We start from the raw sequence: 16,567 nt of genomic DNA on the forward strand, positions 1-16,567 counted from the left end.
TAAGGTTGAACGATGATGACGCGCATCATACCTCATGTCAGCGATGTTGAAAGAAGTGGTGCAGTCGCCGGGTAAGCCGGGAGGGGAACCTAGGCTTACCCGTTCAGAGGTGAATTACCAGACGCCAGGAGGAATGATGTCGTCAGAGTCATATTTGATCTTGTCGATGTTCTCTTTCTTGCTGTGTTCCGGCGTCGTGTCATCCAGGGTTTCAGGCTGGGTATCGTCCTTGGGATAGTCATCGGCTTCAGGCATACAGGCGTCCTCCAATGGATACGGGGTCTCTTGTTTGGGCCGATAAATGCCCATCAGGTTCCTTGGGAACTTTATTCAGAGGCCATCACGACTCGATTACGGCCCTCGTGCTTGGCCTGATAAAGAGCCGCATCAGCGCGTTTCAACAGTGACTCGGCAGGCTCATCGGCATCCCCATTTGCACCGCCAATACTGGTAGTAACCGCAACAGGGCCGTTGACGGTCAAAAAGGGAGTATCGGCAATGGCAAGGCGTATGCGTTCCGCGATGCTATCCAGCTGCTCCGCCTTGTCGATGCGGGTAATCACGGCAAACTCTTCACCTCCCAATCTGAGTAACAGGTCATGGGGGCGAAGCGTGGTGGCGATCCGAGGCGCGGTTTCGATAAGCACCTGATCGCCTGCGGCATGGCCATGCTGATCGTTGACCGCTTTGAAGTGATCCAGGTCGATGAACAATGCGCCGATTCGCTCGTTGTTGCGCCGTGCGGCAGCTTGCTCGACCGGATAGAAGTGCTCCAGCGCCGCACGATTCCATAATTGTGTCAGCGGATCGAGCATCGCCCTGCGGCGTTCGCGTGAGATAACGGTGCGCAGGTAGCGGGTCTGCTCTGAAAGGCTGCGTAGTTTCAAGTAGCCGTCAGCCATTTGGGCAAGGTCCCTCAGGCGGTCACGCTCCTGAGCCGTCAGCTGCTTGGGCTCGGAATGCATCAGGCATAAGGTGCCAATGGGCAGACCTGATGGCGCCACGAGGGGATGCCCGGCATAAAACCGTATGTACGGGGGCTCGATCACCAGTGGGTTGGATGCAAAACGCTCATCGCTCAAGGCGTCCGGTACGATCAGCGGGCGATGGGTATCGAGCAGGGCATGGGCACAAAAGGCAACACTGCGTGCTGTAGCGCTGAAGGGTGATCCACAGTGGGCCTTGATGCACTGTTGTTCACGGTCGATCAAGCTGATCAGCACGCGGTCGACCTTGAACAGGTCCCGCGCGATCCGCACCAGGGCATTCATATAGGCATCCGCCGGGGTATCCAGTATTTCAAGCGACTCCAGCGCTTTTTGGCGCTCGGCTTCACGAGGGTGTGCGGGCGCAGCTTGCATGGTGAATCCTGTGGCAGGTAGGTGCGATAACCTTGTTCCAGAAGGCGTTCCGCTTGATATGACCCTTGGAAACGCGCGGTGTTGCCAAGGAAAATAGGCGGCGTGTAGGAGGCGAGGGGCGAAGCCCGGCTGTCGTCTCTCCGCCGGGCTACCTGTGCCAACCTTTGCTAGGCATCAAGAAGGGTCTTGATAGTGCTGATCAGGTATCCAGGCGTTGCGTCTGGTCATCTGCCACGCCTGAAAGCCCTGGACGATACCTCTCAAGGCCATGAAGCCCAGAAACGACAACCACAGCCCATGGTTGCCCAGGTCTTTGAGCGCAATGCCTAGCGGAAGGGCGAGCAGGACGGCAATGACCATCGCATTGCGCATTTCCCGGGCTCGGGTTGCTCCGATGAACAGCCCATCCAGCAGGTAACTGCTCATGGCAATGACTGGCAGTGCGGCCAGATACGGAAGGTATGTATAAGCCGCTTCACGTACCGCGGGAAGATCGCTTTGCAAGTCGATGAAGCGTGCACCGAACAAGGCAAACCCCAGGGCAAATAAGAGACTGGCCAGCAGCGACCAGCCGGCGGCAATGACCAGGGTTTGCCGGAGGGCCTTGCGATCACGAGCCCCAATGGCGTGCCCTGCTAACGCTTCCACCGCATGGGCAAGTCCATCCAGGGCGAATGCGGTCACCATCAGGCCATTGAGGAGAAGGGCGTTAGCGGCCACCGTGGCATTACCTAGACGTGCGCCCTGAAATGTGATCAGAAAGAAGACGCCTTGCAAGGCCAGCGAGCGGATAAAGATATCGCGGTTAACCGCCAGCAGGGGGCGCCAGGTGGACCAGCGCTTGAGTCGCTTGATGCGAACCGCGCCTGCCTTGTGATTCAGTGTCTGGCGCGCCAGCCATAGGCCAAGCCCCACGCCGAACCACTCAGCCAGGGCGGTTGCTGCTGCAATACCGCGAATTCCCCAGCCAAAGCCGAACACGAACAACGCGTCGAGCAGCAGATTGACGATGTTGGTGGTCAGCAGCATCGCCAGCGGCGCACGCGCATTCTGGGTGCCCAGCAGCCAGCCGATCAGGGCATAGCTCGACAGGGCGGCAGGCAGACCCAACAGGCGAATCTGGAAAAAGCGCTCGGTGGCCTCGCTCAACGCTGTCGAGGAGGTCATGCTGTTTAGCAGCAGAGGAAGGCCTAGCAGTGAAAGGCTGATCAATCCCAGCGCCAGCACACAGGCCAGCAACAGACCTTGCAACAGAATTTGCCGAAGCGCACTGCCATCCTTACGGCTGCTGGCTTGCGCAGCGAAGCCGGTCGTTCCCATGCGTAGGAAGCCCAGCACCGCGACCATTGTAGTGTAGAGGCTTCCCCCCACCGCCACGGCGCCCAGATCATGTACATCTGGCAGATGACCTGCAATGGCGCTGTCTACCAGGGTCACGAGTGGTACGGTCAGGTTGGACAGAATCATCGGGCCGGCCAGCAGCCAGACACGACGATGCATTGGACGGTAGCGCCAATCGGCAAGCAGGGTGGACATAAGGGCTCCAGTCAGCAGAACCCCTAGTGTAAAGGCTTACCGGTCATCATGTTTCGTGGCTGAGAAAACAGTGCTGGCCGGGCAGGGACGGCAGGGCTAGTGTTGAGGGTGCGCCAGCGGCATGGCATTACCAGTGTGTAGTGATTTTTCTTTGGGAAAGGAGCTGACATGTATAAGCATTACCCTGCTGCCTATCAAGCGAGCCACGGTTCAGCCCTGTCGGTGGATACGGCCTTCTATGACCGTATCCGGGAAGCCAAGGACAAGCGCACGCTTATTGAATCCTTTGAGGTTCCGATCCGTACTGGGCGGGCGTGGCGGGTGCCGGCCGGGCATGTCTTTCGAGTGACAACGCCTGTAGGGCCGCAAGTGGGCGACTTCAATATCTGGAATGCCCATGATCCACGCGAGCGGTTATGGGCAGCCCGTACCCGTCAGCTACAGGGCGCTCATGTGTCTATCTATGATCGACTGTGGTCGAACCTGCCCTTTCTGCGGCCAATGGTCACCATCACGGACGACACCCTGGCTAGTTATGGCATCGACGAACATGGCGGGCGCGTTCATGACCTGCTGGGCACCCGCTGCGATCCTTACGTCAACAAGCTCCTGACCGGAGAAGATTTCCATCATCACTGCCATTCGAACCTGACCCGCGCAGTATTGCCCTATGGACTGACCGAGTTTGACGTACATGATGTGCTGAACATCTTTCAGGTGACCGGGCTCAACGATGAGGACATGTACTTCATGAAGGCCTGCCCGGCAAAACAGGGCGACTACTTGGAGTTTTTCACGGAGATCGACGTGCTGTGCGCCCTGTCGACCTGCCCGGGTGGTGACCTGTCCGTTGCGCTGTGGGGGCCGGACGCGCAAGATCCGCTATCAGTCTGCCGTCCTCTAGGCGTTGAGATTTATTCGCTGGATAACACCTTGCTGGCAGGCTGGTCACCCCCGGAGCGGGCGGGTTATAAGGGAAACCACGGCCTGGAGCTGGTGAAGCCTGCATGGGATCGGTGAGCGGTTACTTTTTTAAGGCTTGCACTGCACAGCCGTTGTTCCGCGTAACGGTAAACAGCTAGTTCAGTTGTCCACCGGTTTCCTTGAGATCGGTGGGCGTCATCATAGCCGCCTTCACGGCAATTCCAAGACCCGCTACCAGGGTCTCGAGCGCCATGGAAGGCTGGCCTGGGTGTCGGGCCGCTTGTTCGGGCAGATAAGGGATATGGATGAAGCCGCCGCGCACATTCGTGCCGGCGAGCCGGTGCATCAGTCCATAAAACACATGGTTGCAGACAAATGTGCCAGCCGTCTGCGATACCGAGGCAGGAATACCGGCATCCCTGAGTGCCCGTACAATGGCTTTAATAGGTAGCGTCGAGAAATAGGCCGCCGGACCGCCTGGCACTACAGGTGTATCGATGGGTTGTTGACCATTATTGTCGGGAATACGGGCATCGTTCACGTTGATGGCTATGCGCTCGAGGGTCAGGTCCGTACGGCCCCCGGCCTGGCCTACACCGATCACCAGGGCGGGCCGATGAGCTGCCAGCATGTGATCCAGCGAGACCAGGGCAGCACCAAAGACGCACGGCAGCTGGCGCGTGATGATGTAGGCATCGCCCAGATTCAGACCATCCAGTTGGCGCACGGCCTCCCAGGAAGGATTCACGGGCTCGTTCTCGAACGGTTCGAATCCGGTCAATAGGATGGTAGTCATGGTGGTCCTCACATCAGGATATATAGCAGCATGATATTAACTGCCAATAGACTCAAGGCGGTGGGGATTTGTGCCTTGATGACACTATTCTTGTCCGGCAGATTCAGCAGGGCGGCTGGCACGATGTTGTAGTTGGCTGCCATAGGTGTCATCAGCGTGCCGCAGTAGCCTGAGAACATGCCTATGGCCGCCATCACCGCCGGGTTGGCATCGTACTGCCCGATCAGAACCGGAACGCCCACACCGCCTGTCATCACCGGGAAAGCCGCAAAGCCGTTACCCATAATGATGGTAAACAGCGCCATCCCCACGACATACACGGCCACCGCCACGAAGCGGAAATCCATATTGATATAGGAGGTGGTGAGGTGTGCGACGGCCTTGCCAACGCCCGCATCGTTGAACAGGAGCCCCAGCATAGCGAGCATTTGCGGCAGTACCAGGGCCCAGCCCAAGGCCTCGGTCAGGCGGCGTGATTCGCGCATGGATTGCACAGGCGTATCGCGCGTCAGCCAGCAGGCGAGGGCCAGGGAAACCAGACAGCCGACACCCAGGGAGACAAAGGTCGTATTTTTAGGATCCAGCAGTGGAAGGCCACCGATCTGCACGTCCTTGACCACTACCGAGGCGATAACGGTGACCAGCGGAATGGCCAGGGCGGGAACGAACAGTTTGTTCTTGAGGCGCAGCGCACTGGCTTGGCGTTTTTCAGCAGGCAATTCCCCATGCTTGCCCAGTCCGACGCCACCTGTGCCTGCAATGACGGCCATGACCAGCACGCCTACGCCTACCCAGGCGGGCGGCAATAGATCGCCTACCAAAAAAACAAGGCTGAACAGCGCCCAGAAAAAACCTGTCGTCCAGCGCTTGGGATGAGCGCGATCGGCAAAGGTCATGATTGCCGTGATTGCCAGGATGATGCCGGCCAGCCAGTAAAGGTATTGAATCGAGAGGATCATGGCATCACTCCTGACGGCCGATAGGCGTATGGTCGGCGTCCGGACGTTTTCCGCCCAGCTCGCGCTCCAGCTGACTGTTGAAACGCTTGAGGCGAATGGCATGGATAATGAACGCACAGATGGCGGTAGGAATGCCCCAGACCGCAATGTGCAGCGGCTCGACATCGATATTGGAGCCGAGCAGGAAGGTATGCATCAGGGCGATGGCGCCGAAGGCGACAAAGATGTCCTCGCCAAAAAACAGGCCGACATTATCGGTAGCAGCGCACAAGGCGAGTAGTTTGTAGCGAATTTTCTCCGGCAGCTTGCCGTAGCGGTTTTCTGCAGCCCCTTCGGCCATGGGCGCGAGCAAAGGGCGCACCATCTGCGGATGCCCGCCCAGACTGGTCAGGCCCAGCGCAGCCGTCAGCTCCCGTACAAACAGGTAAAAGATTAGGAGCCGGCCCACCGTGGCGGTGCGGATCTTGGCAATCCAGTTCTGGGCATGTTCACGCAGGCCATGCCGTTCGAGAAGACCGATTACGGCAAGCGGCAGGAGGATGATGAGGGGCAGGGCACGTGTCTTGACGAACCCGGCGCCAATAGTGGCAAGAATGGTCTCGAACGGCATGGATGCCGCAAAACCGGTCGCCAGGGCTGCCAGGGCCACGACCAGCATGGGATTGAAGCGCAGCACAAAGCCGATGACGATGACCAGCACACCGATCAGTGGCCACAGGTTGACTGTGGTTTGCATAGGGAGTCTCCCTCGCCGGTTATGCCCAGGCAGGTGGGTTTGACGGCTGTGTGGAGGCGATCGGGAGCGCCTCCTTTGATGTTTACGCCGCCCGAGCCGGCGTCAGTTCTTGTTATGACTGCAACGGGCACGATCGCGCCAAAGGTATCAATCTGCGATACCTGAAACCTGCAGTGGCTCGCTCAAGGCGAAGCGTCCCCATTTTTTGTATGGATAGTGAAGAACGTCCAACAAATAAAAGTGTTCACAGCTGATTGATAAAAAGCGTGGCCTTTCAGGGGCGAGGCGACTGACGGCCAGTGGTGAGAGGTCGTTCAAAGGGGGTAGAGTGAAATGCTCTACGGGGATGGTAAGCCAGCATGAACCTTCGCTTTCTCGAAACATTTGTCTGGGTGGCGCGTCTGGGCAGCTTTCGGCTGACAGCTGAAAAACTGTCCAGCACCCAGGCGGCAATTTCCAGCCGTATCGCCGTGCTTGAAGGCGAGCTGGGTGTCCAGCTGTTCCTGCGCGATCCACGAGGCGTCACGCTGACAGCTGATGGCCAGAAGGTCTTGGGGTACGCCGAGCAGATGATTGATACCTGGCACGACCTGCGCAAAGTGCTTGGGCAGGAAACCCGGCTGAGCGGACGGATACGCATCGGCGCCATGGACACGGTCATCCACAGCTGGCTGAGCGCCTTGTTCACCTGTGTAACCGACGCCCATCCAAACGTGGAAATCGAGTTGCTGGCCGATACAGCGCTCAACTTGAGCGACCAGCTGCTCAAGGGACAGCTTGATCTGGTATTCCAGACCGATCTCTTGCGCGCCGAAAGCGTGCGTAACCTGAAGCTGGCCAGTTATCCCATCCGCTGGGTGGTTGCAACCGACTCGCCGCTCAACCGTGCGTACACGAGTCTGGATGAGCTGGCCCGCGAGCGGTTGATTACCTTCTCGCGTAATTCGCGTCCCCATCAGGACCTGCTTAACTTTCTGCATCAGCACGGGATTTCAACGCCCCGGGTCTCCTGCGTCAACTCGGCGGCGGCCATCATCCAGTTGATCAGGGACGGATTTGGCATTGGTGCATTACCCCCGGCCCTCGTTAGCGAGGCGCTGAAGCACGGGGCCCTGGCGCTTCTGCCTTTCGAGGCACCGCCGCCGTTTGCCGTGTATGCCAGTTGGCATACGGGCGTGGGACTGACGTTGAACGAGGCCATTGTAGCGCTCAGCCAGCAGGTGGTCGGCGGCTTCTGTGCGCAGGTGGGACCTGAACAGGCATTACCGGCCTGAAGCAACAAAGCCTTATCGCCGGGGGCCGGAAAGTTTTGTTGGACAGCCGGCATGATTTCCTCAAAGACTGGTTTTTCCGCATCAAGGGAATCCTGATATGAGCACGCGTATCCTTCTGAATTGCGATATGGGCGAAAGCTTCGGGGTCTGGACGATGGGCGACGATGCTCATGCCATGCCACTGGTGGACCAGGCCAATCTCGCGTGTGGCTTCCATGCTTCGGACCCGCTGACGATGCAGAAAACCGTGGCCCTGGCCGTAAGACATGGTGCTCGAATCGGTGCTCATCCGGCCTATCCGGATCTGGTCGGCTTTGGCCGCCGGCATATGGTGTGCTCGCCGGAGGAGGTGAAGGCGCTGGTGCTCTATCAAATCGGTGCACTGGATGCCTTCTGCCGCGCAGCAGGAACGACCGTGCAATATGTGAAACCTCACGGTGCCCTGTATAACGATCTGGTGCGTAACGATACCTTGCTCAATGCCGTGCTCGAGGCCTGTTTGCAGTTTCGTGAGGGGCTACCGCTTATGGTGCTCGCCAAGACGGACAACACCCGTGAGCAGCAGCTGGCGGAGAAAGTCGGCGTACCCTTGCTGCGTGAGGCCTTCGCCGACCGCGCCTACATGCCCGACGGGCAATTGGCGCCTCGCCGGGAAACGGGCTCGGTCCATCATGATCCTGAACGTATTCTGTCCCAGGCGATCGCTATTTCCCGCGGGGATGCCTTTCCCGGTTTCGATGGCCAACCCATGTGCCTGACGGCAGACAGCCTGTGTGTCCATGGAGACAACGCCGAGTCACTCGCTGTGTTACGTCGCCTGCGGGCGGCTCTGGATGCGGCATGATCCGGATTGAGCCCTACGGCGCCGAGGCGCTGATGTTGACCCTGGCGGATACACCCACGCCCGATCTCCCCGGACGTATTGCCCATCTGGCCGATCTGATTAAACACACACTGGGCGACGGTGTGATCGATCTGGTGCCGGGCTGGAACACGTTGCTCATTCACTATGACTTGCTGCGCTACGACCTGACGGACATTCAGGCTCGCGTCACGGCGATCGTCGAGCGGTGGCGCAAGGAGCCGGAAACCGTACAGAGCTCTTCACGCCGGCATGAAGTGCCCGTCTGGTACTGCGGGCCGGACCTGGAGCCGGTGGCCAAGGCCTGCTCGCTGACGGTCGCGGAATTGATTGCTTTGCATAGCGGACGCGATTATCTGGTCGGTGCCATCGGCTTTGCGCCCGGTTTTGCCTATATGGGCGAGCTGGATGAGCGAATCGTCCTGCCTCGACTGGCCTCACCGCGGCCTCGGGTGGAGGCTGGTAGCGTGGCGATTGCCGAACGCATGACCGCCATCTATCCCCAAGCGTCACCCGCGGGCTGGCATATCCTTGGACTAAGTGCCTGGCCGCTCTTTGACGCACAGGCCGAGCCGCCATGTCCGCTTGCTGTGGGCGATCGGGTTCGGTTCGTTGCGGTTGACGAGGCCGCCTATCGCGCCGCGGGAGGTCAGGTATGAAAGGGTTGAAAGTCATAAAACCGGGGCCGCTGAGCCTGCTGCAGGACGTCGGTCGTTATGGGTGGCGTCATCTGGGCGTATCCATATCAGGTCCGATGGACCGTCAGGCGGCGGCCTGGGCCAATCATCTGCTCGAAAATCCCTATGGCAGTCCGGTCCTGGAAATTGCCCTGGGTGGCGTAGAGATGGAAGCCCAGGTCGATACCTGGCTGGCACTGACCGGGGCGCCGCTGGGCGCGACGGTAGATGGACAGACGGTTCCTGCCTGGTCGCGCTTCTGCATGAAGGCCGGGCAGCGGCTGCAATTGGGATTTGCCCAGGCCGGGCAACGCGCTTACCTGGGCGTAGTGGGTGGCTTCAGAGGTAAGACCGTGCTGGGTAGCGTGGCCACACATCGTCGCGAAGGTCTGGGCGGACTCAATGGCGATGGTCAGGCGTTGCAGGCCGATGACATTCTGGTTTGCAGCCCTGGGCTTGAGGCTTTCGACAAGGCACTGGGTGCGGCGAGCCGCTTCATTCCCGACTACCGTGAGTCTCCGGTGTTACGTCTGGTCGTCGGGGGCGATGGAGAAGCCTTTGCGGTCGAGCAGCGGGATCGGTTCTTTGGTTCATCCTGGCGAATCAGTCCTCAGGCCGATCGGATGGGGATTCGTCTACAGGGCGATGCACCGCTTGCAGCGCCAGTCCGTCAGTGGTCTCTGGGGGTTCTGGCCGGAGCGGTTCAGGTTCCGCCGGAAGGCCAGCCCATTGTGCTCATGGCAGACTGTCAGACCATGGGGGGATATCCGGTCCTCGGCTTCGTGCATCCGCTGGATCTCTGCCGGCTGGCGCAATGCCCCGCCCACCATGAAGTGCGCTTCAGGCCGATCGAGTTAGATGAGGCCCAGGGTGACCTCAAGCGGTTCTATCGGTTTTTCAAGCACCATGAAATGAACTTATGTGCGGACTAGAGGGTGCCGTTTGTGCGAGTGATTTTTGCTGAGCCGTGCGTCATGACGTATAACGTTATGTAAGTATGGCCAGAAGTGATCAACGTACAAACAGATGAAAACACCCAAGCGCATGGAATCTCTGGTCGAAGACGGCCTGATTGATGAGGTGCTGCGCCCGCTGATGAGCGGCAAGGAGGCCTCCGTATATGTAGTTCGGTGCGGCGACGAGATCCGTTGCGCTAAGGTCTACAAGGAAGCGAACAAGCGCAGCTTTCGTCAGGCGTCCGAGTATCAGGAAGGTCGCAAGGTGCGTAACAGCCGTCAGGCGCGTGCCATGGCCAAGAGCACCAAATATGGCAAGAAGGAGCGGGAGGAGGCCTGGCAGAACGCCGAGGTTGCCGCCCTGTACCGGCTGGCAGGTGCCGGCGTTCGCGTACCGAAGCCGCATGACTTCCTGGATGGCGTCCTGCTGATGGATCTGGTGACGGACGAGCGGGGGGATGCCGCTCCGCGTTTGAATGACGTGACCCTGACGCCCGACGAGGCCCGTGAGTACCATGAGCTGATGATCCGGCAGGTGGTGCTTATGTTGTGTGCCGGACTGGTACACGGCGACTTGTCCGAATTCAACGTGTTGTTGGCGACCGATGGGCCGATGATCATTGACCTCCCTCAGGCAATCGATGCGGCGGGCAACAACCATGCCTTCCGTATGCTCGCCCGTGATGTGGAAAACATGGCCCAGTATTTTGGGCGTTTTGCGCCTGAGCTGAAGCAGACCCGGTACGCACCGGAAATGTGGGCGCTTTATCAGAAGGGCGAGCTATACCCGCATACCCCGCTTACGGGCATCTATGCTGAACCTGAGGGGCAGACCGATGTTTCATCCGTCATGCGCGAAATCGAAGATGCCCGGCGCGAAGAGGCACGTCGCCAAGCGGCTCGTAAAGAGGCCGAGGCACCGTCGTCCAGCGATGAGCCTCCACCCCCACCATGGCTGAGCTGAGCCTGATGCTCGGTCCGGTGCGATCATTTTATTAGGTAGTAACCATGAAAGGTCATACGCAAGTCATTGATTATCTAAAGGACCTGCTCCGTGGTGAGCTGGCCGCACGCGATCAGTACTTCATCCATTCCCGTATGTATGAAGACTGGGGGTATCTGCGCCTTTACGAGCGCATCAACCATGAAATGGAAGAGGAAACCCAACATGCAGATGCCCTGCTGCGTCGTATCCTCTTTTTGGAAGGGCAGCCGGACATGCGCCCCAAGGACATCAATGTAGGCCATACAGTGCCGGACATGCTGCGCAGCGATCTGGCGCTGGAATACGAAGTGCGTGAGGCACTGGCCCAAGGCGTTGCGCTGTGTAACAGCGTGGGTGATTTCGTCAGTCGTGAAATCCTGGTGGCACAGCTTGAGGACACCGAAGAAGACCACGCCTATTGGCTGGAGCAACAGCTGCGCCTGATTGACAAGCTGGGGCTGGAAAATTACCTGCAATCCCAAATGAAGGCCGGCGAGCCTTCCGAGGCGGTATAGCGCGCCTGGTTATGAGGCGCAATACAGCGCCTCAGGCCACTTCCTGAATACAGACATCACTTAGCCCAACCTCAACGGCACGTCGCTCGATGCTGGGCTGAGCATGCAGCTCCCAAGGGGCATCCACCACACCGGTGGGCTCGGGGACATGCTTGATCAGTAGCTGCATGATGGCCTGCTCCTGAGTGATGGGTTCAAAACTCTCCATCTGTTCTTCGAGCGGCTCGCCATTAAAGCGGTAGTGAATGGCGTAACGGTGCAGGTTATGCATAACGATCTCCTTGAAGGGCCTGTACCTAGATGGACCGCGGCGGCGCCTTACTCGTTTCAATCATTTCGGCCTCGCGCTTGAGTAGCGTCTCCTTGCGCGCAACGCCCCAGCGATAACCGGTCAACGCTCCGCTGGCGCCGATGACGCGATGACAAGGCACCAGCAGGCCCAGGGTGTTACTGGCACAGGCGCGGGCAATGGCGCGTGGATGACTGTCCAGTTCTACAGCAAGCTCTCCGTAGCGCCGGGTCTCGCCGGGCGGGATCTGCATGAGGGCCTGCCAGACCCGTTGCTGAAAGGCACTACCCTGCATATCCAGCGGCAGGGCATGCACCTGGGTCGGCTTATCGAGCTGAGCATGGACATGGGCAAGCTCATCGGCCAGGGCGGCATCGTCATGCTCGCAATGGGCGGCGGCAAAGCGCTCGGCCAATTCCCGTTCAAGCGCTGATGCCTCGTCCCCAAACAATACGGCGCAGAGACCACGGGAGGTCTTGGCGACTAATACCAGCCCAAGTGAACAGATAGCAATGCCATAACGGATGTGCTCTCCTGCACCCTTGCGCCGACGTTGCGCCAGCGCCAGGGCGTTGGGCTGTTCATAGACAGCGCGGCTGCTGCCATACCCACTGGCTAGCGCAGCTTCCAGAACAGTCTCCGCTCGAGGCAGGTTGGCCTGCAGACGCTGCTGGCGACGGGCTTCAGCCCAGGCGCGGGGTGTAAGCCCGGTACGCTGTTTGAACAACCGGGCCAGATGCGAGGGTGAAAGCCCAATGCGCGAGGCCAGTTGATCCAGGGAGAGCGGCTGCTCGGCCTGGTCGAGCAGGGCACATGCGGCCTGAATCAAGGCGTCCTGCTGCTTAACGGGGCTTTCCCGGTCAGGCTGACAGCGTTTACAGGCGCGATACCCGGCTGCCTCTGCCTCGCGTGGCGTTGTGTAGAACGTCACACGCTCCTGACGAGGGCGACGGGCAGGGCAGGAGGGGCGGCAATAGATGCCGGTGGTCTGGACCGCAAACACGAATCGGCCGTCATGGGCAGTATCGCGGGTACAGACAGCGTTCCAGCAGAGGTCGATGTCGAGCATGGCGGGGATCTCATCTCGTCAGGGTTTGGATGATTGTCGGCTTGCAGGCCGCGGTGGGCAATCCGATTCACGCTTTCAAATCCGTACAGGCACGCTCCGTCCGAGACGAATAAAGATTTGTATCACTCGAGCGATACCTTCTCACAGTTAACACGAAACTAGCCTCTGGGCTTCTGAGACCAGGCAATGAGCCAGATCAAGACCGCACTGTTTTTTCTGACGCTTCTCATGGGCGGTCTGCAACCTGTTCAGGCCCGCGAGGTAGCGCTGCGCGTCGTGACGGAAGAGCTGCCGCCTTACAACATGACCATTTCCGGCAAGCTGACCGGCTTTAGTACAGAAGTTGTAGAGGCTGTATTGGCCCAGGCCGGACTCAACGGGGCCTTTAAGTCAATGCCCTGGGCCCGCGCCTACGAGACGGCGCTGCACGATGAAAATGTGCTGATCTACTCCATTGTGCGTATCCCCCAGCGAGACCTGCTGTTCAAATGGGTTGGCGTCATTGCCCCGGCAGAGTGGGGACTCTTCAGTACCCGCGCTCGGGATATTCCGCTTCATACGCTCGAAGAGGCCAGACCCTATCAGATCGCGACTGTTCATGGCGATGTAGGGGAGCAATACCTGCAGTCCAGGGGTTTCTCTATCGGTCTGAATCTTCAATCCAACAATACCTATGAGCAAAACTATCAGAAGCTCAAGCGGGGGCGAGTGGATCTATGGATGGCCAATGCCGTCATGGCTAAATATCTGGCCCGCCAGGCTGGGGAAAACTGGAGTGATGTCATGACTCTGGCCTATCCGCTTACCGATTTCGGGCGTAACGAAGGACTACACATGGCCTTCAGCAACCAGACATCCGACGAAATCGTGGCTCGTGCTCGCGAGGGACTGGAGCAGATCAAGCGTAACGGAATCTACGAGGCATTGAAGAAAAAGTGGCTGTAGATCTGCATAACGCTCGTGTAGACCTGCCAGAGCAGTGGCAGCAGGGTCGGGGTTCGCTAGGTTGGCGTCTGGTAATCGTCACGCTCGGATTCTGCTTCTTTTTCACGTTAATTAGCGTTGGCGTCAGGACCTGGGCGGTGTGGCACGAGAATGTCCATCAAATGGAGATTGAGTTGGGGCTGATCGAGCAGGTCTACCAGCGCACCCTGACCAAGGCCATCTGGGACATGGATCAGGAGTCGGTCGAGGCGCATCTGGACAGCGCCGTTCATATCGCGTCGGTGGCGCGCGTGCAGCTGACCGTGTTTTCCGCTCAGCAAACGCCGATCGTTCAGGTGCGCTCTCGTACCGGATGGATCGAGTCAAACCTGGCTCCGATGCGCCAAGTTCCTCTGGTCTTTTCACCGTACGCCGGGAGTAGGGAGACTGTTGGGGAGCTGAGACTCTATGGTAATGAAGAGCTGCTCTGGTCTGAACTAAAATCGGTCGTGGTGTCAATCGTCGGGTTCCAGCTCCTGCAATCCATGCTGCTGGCCGGCCTGATCATTCTTATGTTCAGCCGTCTGGTCACGGTACATATCCGGCGTATTGCGCTTCACTTGGCTGAGTTGAGCCCCGAGCGGCTTCACCTTCCCTTACGGCTTTTTCGTTCTGCCAGGCGCGAGGACGAATTGACCCTGTTGGTACAGGGAATTAATCAGCTACAGAACAACCTGTCCGGGTATCTGGGGCGGCAACATGTGTACGAAAAGGAGCTGGCCGCGCACCGGGATCAGTTGGCCGAGCGCGTACAGGCCCGTACGGCGGAGTTGCAACGCCTGACCGAGGCGCAGCACATGGTGCTGTTGTTGTCTAATCGGCTTATCCGTGCGCCGTATGAGCGGCTGGAGCTGTATCAGCAGTCCTGCCTGAGCGAAGTGGCCCAGCGCCTGGGGGCCTGTTATGCCCTTTGGTATATCCGTGAGGAGTCGAGTGCTTATTTTCGTCTGGCCATGCATTGGTGCTGTGAAACCCACGCCGTCCCGGAAAACCAGATCAACGCAGCGCAGCTGGCGCATCTGGAAGTACTTCTTGATCAGGGCGAGCCGGTTACGTTCACTTCCGGCAAGGCGCTTACCGATGTGCTGTCAGCGTATGGTGCTGCCGCCTTCCAATTATTGAATGCCGAAGCCACTGCATTTGTCCCGGTAGGAGCTGGCGATGAGCAGCTGGGGTTTCTGGTGTTCATTCGCAAGCAGGTTATCGACGTCTGGCAACCCGATGAGCACGCTTTGTTGGCCATGACAGCGCAAATGCTGTTGCACAGTACCCGGCATCGCGTGCAGCTGGGCGACATCATGCAAACCCAGGAGGCGTTGCGGGAAGCCAATGCTCAGTTGAAAGCACTTTCGCGGAGCGACCCGCTGACGGGGTTGCCCAACCGGCGGCATTTCGATGAGGTCAAGGACGTTGAGTTCAGCCGTGCTCAGCGTTCGGGCCAACCTCTGTCCGTGCTGATGTGCGACATCGACTACTTCAAGCGCTACAACGACACCTATGGCCATGCCCAGGGGGATGAGTGTCTGCGCCTGGTGGCGGCGGCCATGAAGGCCAGCATTGCGCGGGCGGGTGATCTGGTCGCGCGCCTGGGTGGGGAGGAGTTCGCTGTTCTGCTGCCGGCTACAGACAAGGCTGCGGCGTATCTCTTGGCAGAGCGATTGCGTCAGGCTGTCTGTGACTTGGCTATTCCCCATGACGAATCGTCTGTCGCACCCATCGTCACCCTGAGCATCGGACTGGCCACGTTCGAAGCAGGCATTTCCAGCACCTTTCATGAGCTGCTCGAACTGGCTGATCGATCCTTGTACCAGGCGAAAGGGGATGGTCGTAATCGGGTGGTGAGCGCTACATTCAGGGAGACGTTATGAAAATCGGAAAATGGATGGCACTGCTGGCGGGGATGGTTGTTACTCATGTCATGGCCGAGCCGATTCAGGTGGTTACTGAAGAAAGCCAGTTCATTACAGTCAAAAATGGGCGTATTGGAGGAGCGGCAACAGAGGTCGTTGAGCTCACGCTGAGTCGGGCCGGGCAGACGGACTACAGGATTGGTCTTTACCCTTGGGCAAGGGCCTACGATATCGCGACCAACCAGCCAAACGTTCTTATCTATCTGGTTGCCCGGACACCGCAGCGTGAACCCTTATTCAAATGGGTAGGGCATGTGACGAGCATGCAATATTACTTTTACAAGCTGAAGTCCCGTACGGATATTGATCCGCAGAGCCTGGAGGATGCGCAAAAATACAGCGTAGGCGTGATGCGTGATGATTTCCGGCACCAGTATCTGCTGCACCATGGGTTTTCCCGGTTGGTAATATCGGCTGGGGCTGAGGAGAACTTTCAAAAGCTCATCAATGGGCAGGTGCAGCTGGCACCGCTGACAGAAAGCAGCGCCGCCCATGAGTGCGCCCGAAAGCATTTTGACTGTACCGAACTGGAACAGGTTGCAGCGCTAGGTACCATTGAGGCGGAACTGTACATGGCTTATAGCGTGGCAACGGATGATGCTGTCGTGGAAAGGACCCGCACCGCCTTCGGACAGCTCCAGCAGGAAGGTGTTGTCGACAAGATCATTGGTACGCTCACGAATAACCACTGATAAACCTGCTCGCTGCATTACGAGTTGATGCAGGTCTCGTCT

Annotated in this window: 18 protein-coding genes; 10 read left to right on the forward strand and 8 right to left on the reverse strand. The window is 58.7% G+C overall.

The features are described 5' to 3' along the window. Nucleotides 1–114 precede the first annotated feature (114 nt). The 3 genes from EAW52_RS06130 to EAW52_RS06140 all read right to left on the reverse strand — a co-directional run bounded on the left by EAW52_RS06130 (nucleotide 115) and on the right by EAW52_RS06140 (nucleotide 2,897). Nucleotides 115–255 carry a hypothetical protein gene (locus tag EAW52_RS06130; RefSeq protein WP_162997549.1) on the reverse strand — a complete coding sequence of 47 codons (141 nt, stop codon included), beginning with the start codon at nucleotides 253–255 and terminating at the stop codon, nucleotides 115–117. Between the two features lie 71 nt (nucleotides 256–326). Continuing rightward, a complete protein-coding gene (locus EAW52_RS06135; protein ID WP_122041798.1) occupies nucleotides 327–1,361 on the reverse strand; it encodes a sensor domain-containing diguanylate cyclase in 1,035 nt (344 codons plus the stop codon). A 174-nt stretch (nucleotides 1,362–1,535) separates the two neighbouring features. Then, a complete protein-coding gene (locus EAW52_RS06140) occupies nucleotides 1,536–2,897 on the reverse strand; it encodes an MATE family efflux transporter (protein WP_122041799.1) in 1,362 nt (453 codons plus the stop codon). 168 nt (nucleotides 2,898–3,065) lie between these two features. Between EAW52_RS06140 and EAW52_RS06145 the strand changes: the two genes are divergently transcribed. Then, entirely contained in the window at nucleotides 3,066–3,917 is an 852-nt protein-coding gene (locus tag EAW52_RS06145) for a DUF1989 domain-containing protein (RefSeq protein ID WP_122041800.1), read from the forward strand. Nucleotides 3,918–3,975: 58 nt separating this feature from the next. On the opposite strand, the gene pcp is transcribed toward EAW52_RS06145, so the two are convergent. Genes pcp through EAW52_RS06160 form a run of 3 tightly spaced genes read right to left on the reverse strand, consistent with a single transcriptional unit; the run spans nucleotide 3,976 to nucleotide 6,312 of the window. Next, nucleotides 3,976–4,617, reverse strand: coding sequence for a pyroglutamyl-peptidase I (gene pcp / locus EAW52_RS06150; protein ID WP_074822501.1), 642 nt, complete (start codon nucleotides 4,615–4,617; stop codon nucleotides 3,976–3,978). Nucleotides 4,618–4,625: 8 nt separating this feature from the next. Continuing rightward, the gene (locus EAW52_RS06155) at nucleotides 4,626–5,576 is read right to left on the reverse strand and encodes a DUF979 domain-containing protein (RefSeq protein WP_122041801.1); all 951 of its coding nucleotides are present in this window, start codon (nucleotides 5,574–5,576) and stop codon (nucleotides 4,626–4,628) included. Between the two features lie 4 nt (nucleotides 5,577–5,580). Beyond that, complete coding sequence (locus tag EAW52_RS06160; protein ID WP_010795532.1) at nucleotides 5,581–6,312, reverse strand: DUF969 domain-containing protein; 732 nt, start codon at nucleotides 6,310–6,312, stop codon at nucleotides 5,581–5,583. Between the two features lie 359 nt (nucleotides 6,313–6,671). Between EAW52_RS06160 and EAW52_RS06165 the strand changes: the two genes are divergently transcribed. The 6 genes from EAW52_RS06165 to bfr all read left to right on the forward strand — a co-directional run bounded on the left by EAW52_RS06165 (nucleotide 6,672) and on the right by bfr (nucleotide 11,581). After that, nucleotides 6,672–7,586, forward strand: a complete 915-nt coding sequence (locus EAW52_RS06165; protein WP_019364920.1) for a LysR family transcriptional regulator — start codon at nucleotides 6,672–6,674, stop codon at nucleotides 7,584–7,586. Nucleotides 7,587–7,683: 97 nt separating this feature from the next. Beyond that, nucleotides 7,684–8,430 carry a 5-oxoprolinase subunit PxpA gene (locus EAW52_RS06170; RefSeq protein WP_010795530.1) on the forward strand — a complete coding sequence of 249 codons (747 nt, stop codon included), beginning with the start codon at nucleotides 7,684–7,686 and terminating at the stop codon, nucleotides 8,428–8,430. Then, nucleotides 8,427–9,107 carry an allophanate hydrolase subunit 1 gene (locus tag EAW52_RS06175; protein WP_122041802.1) on the forward strand — a complete coding sequence of 227 codons (681 nt, stop codon included), beginning with the start codon at nucleotides 8,427–8,429 and terminating at the stop codon, nucleotides 9,105–9,107. The genes EAW52_RS06170 and EAW52_RS06175 overlap by 4 nt, the downstream gene beginning before the upstream one ends. Next, a complete protein-coding gene (locus EAW52_RS06180; protein WP_122041803.1) occupies nucleotides 9,104–10,057 on the forward strand; it encodes a biotin-dependent carboxyltransferase family protein in 954 nt (317 codons plus the stop codon). Before EAW52_RS06175 ends, EAW52_RS06180 begins: the two co-directional genes overlap by 4 nt. A 94-nt stretch (nucleotides 10,058–10,151) precedes the next feature. Continuing rightward, a complete protein-coding gene (locus EAW52_RS06185; RefSeq protein WP_122041804.1) occupies nucleotides 10,152–11,045 on the forward strand; it encodes a PA4780 family RIO1-like protein kinase in 894 nt (297 codons plus the stop codon). A 44-nt stretch (nucleotides 11,046–11,089) separates the two neighbouring features. Further along, the gene (gene bfr / locus EAW52_RS06190) at nucleotides 11,090–11,581 is read left to right on the forward strand and encodes a bacterioferritin (protein WP_010795526.1); all 492 of its coding nucleotides are present in this window, start codon (nucleotides 11,090–11,092) and stop codon (nucleotides 11,579–11,581) included. 31 nt (nucleotides 11,582–11,612) lie between these two features. On the opposite strand, the gene EAW52_RS06195 is transcribed toward bfr, so the two are convergent. Continuing rightward, nucleotides 11,613–11,852: a hypothetical protein gene (locus tag EAW52_RS06195; protein ID WP_010795525.1), complete on the reverse strand. Its 240-nt coding sequence runs from the start codon at nucleotides 11,850–11,852 to the stop codon at nucleotides 11,613–11,615. A gap of 25 nt (nucleotides 11,853–11,877) precedes the next feature. Further along, on the reverse strand, nucleotides 11,878–12,939 hold the full coding sequence (gene ada, locus EAW52_RS06200) for a bifunctional DNA-binding transcriptional regulator/O6-methylguanine-DNA methyltransferase Ada (protein ID WP_122041805.1): 1,062 nt from the start codon (nucleotides 12,937–12,939) through the stop codon (nucleotides 11,878–11,880). Nucleotides 12,940–13,125: 186 nt separating this feature from the next. Between ada and EAW52_RS06205 the strand changes: the two genes are divergently transcribed. The 3 genes from EAW52_RS06205 to EAW52_RS06215 are packed head-to-tail and all read left to right on the forward strand — an operon-like array spanning nucleotide 13,126 to nucleotide 16,525. Then, nucleotides 13,126–13,884, forward strand: a complete 759-nt coding sequence (locus EAW52_RS06205; RefSeq protein WP_122041806.1) for an ABC transporter substrate-binding protein — start codon at nucleotides 13,126–13,128, stop codon at nucleotides 13,882–13,884. Then, complete coding sequence (locus EAW52_RS06210) at nucleotides 13,875–15,791, forward strand: GGDEF domain-containing protein (RefSeq protein WP_256680745.1); 1,917 nt, start codon at nucleotides 13,875–13,877, stop codon at nucleotides 15,789–15,791. Before EAW52_RS06205 ends, EAW52_RS06210 begins: the two co-directional genes overlap by 10 nt. Continuing rightward, the gene (locus EAW52_RS06215; RefSeq protein WP_122041807.1) at nucleotides 15,788–16,525 is read left to right on the forward strand and encodes an ABC transporter substrate-binding protein; all 738 of its coding nucleotides are present in this window, start codon (nucleotides 15,788–15,790) and stop codon (nucleotides 16,523–16,525) included. Before EAW52_RS06210 ends, EAW52_RS06215 begins: the two co-directional genes overlap by 4 nt. Nucleotides 16,526–16,567: the final 42 nt, after the last annotated feature.

Origin of the sequence: Pseudomonas sp. LTJR-52, assembly GCF_003691465.1 — a bacterium.
GTDB classification, from domain to species: domain Bacteria; phylum Pseudomonadota; class Gammaproteobacteria; order Pseudomonadales; family Pseudomonadaceae; genus Chryseomonas; species Chryseomonas luteola.